Origin of the sequence: Streptomyces sp. NRRL B-24572, assembly GCF_002156145.1 — a bacterium.
Lineage (GTDB): Bacteria > Actinomycetota > Actinomycetes > Streptomycetales > Streptomycetaceae > Streptomyces > Streptomyces vietnamensis.
Genome location: NZ_MWIG01000931.1, coordinates 1 through 1,292, shown reverse-complemented (window position 1 = coordinate 1,292; position 1,292 = coordinate 1). Strand labels below are relative to the sequence as shown.

Below are 1,292 nucleotides of genomic sequence, written 5' to 3'. Positions count from 1 at the left end.
GCCCAGGCCGCCCGCACCCCGGACGCCGTCGCCGTCACCGACGACAGCGGCGCCCTCACCTACCGCGAACTCGACGAGCGCGCGAACCGCCTCGCGGCCGAACTGCTCCGCCGCGGCGCCGCACCCGAGGAGTTCGTCGCCGTCGCACTGCCCCGCTCCACCGCACTGGCCGTCGCGCTCGTCGCCGTCCTCAAGACCGGCGCCGCCTATGTGCCCGTCGACCCGGAGCACCCCGCCGAGCGGATCGCCGCACTGCTCGCCGACACCCGCCCGCGGACCGTCGTCACCACGGCCGCCGTCGGCACGGAACTCCCCGGAGACCCGGACCGCCTGCTGCACCTGGAGGAGCCGCTGCCCCCGGCGGGCCCGCAGCTCCCCGCCCCCGCGGTGCTGCCCGAGCACCCCGCGTACGTGATCCACACCTCGGGCTCCACCGGCCGCCCCAAGGGCATCGTCATGCCGCACCGGGCGCTCGCCGGCCTGCTCGCCTGGCACGAGACCGCCGTCCCCGGCGAACCCGGCACCGTCGTCGCCCAGTTCACCGCCGTCGGCTTCGACGTCTCCGTCCAGGAGATGCTCTCGGCCCTCCTCACCGGCAAGACCCTCGCGGTCTGCCCCGAGGACGTCCGCCGCGACCCGCGCGAACTGGCCCGCTGGCTCCAGGAGGAGCGGGTCGCCGAGCTCTACGCCCCGAACCTCGTCCTCGACGGGGTCCTGGAGGCCGCCCGCGAGAGCGGCGCCGACCTGTCCGGACTCCGCCACCTCGTCCAGGCCGGCGAGGCCCTCACCCTGCGGGAGGCCGTCCGGACCCACCACGCCGGCGCCCCCACCCTCCTGCACAACCACTACGGCCCCGCCGAGACCCACGTCGTCACCGCCTGGACCCTCCCGGCCGACGTCGCCGACTGGCCCGAGGTCCCGCCGATCGGCAGCCCGATCGACCACACCGCCGCGTACGTCCTCGACACCGGCCTGATGCCCGTCCCGCCCGGCGTCACCGGCGAGCTGTACCTCGCGGGCGACCCCCTGGCCCGGGGCTACCTGAACCGCCCCGGCCTCACCGCCGAACGGTTCACGGCCGACCCGTACGGACCGCCCGGCACCCGCATGTACCGCACCGGCGACCTGGTCCGCCGGAACGCCGACGGACAGCTGGAGTACATCGGCCGCGCCGACTTCCAGGTCAAGCTCCGCGGCTTCCGCATCGAACCCGGCGAGATCGAGGCCGCGCTCACCGCCCACCCGGACGTCGCCCGCGCCGCCGTGACCGTCCGCGAGGACCGGCCCGGCGA

Annotated in this window: 1 protein-coding gene; it reads left to right on the top strand. The window is 76.2% G+C overall.

The window, feature by feature from the left end:
- On the top strand, nucleotides 1-1,292 hold a 1,292-nt coding region (locus CCN56_RS38450; RefSeq protein WP_143664783.1), incomplete at both ends, for an amino acid adenylation domain-containing protein.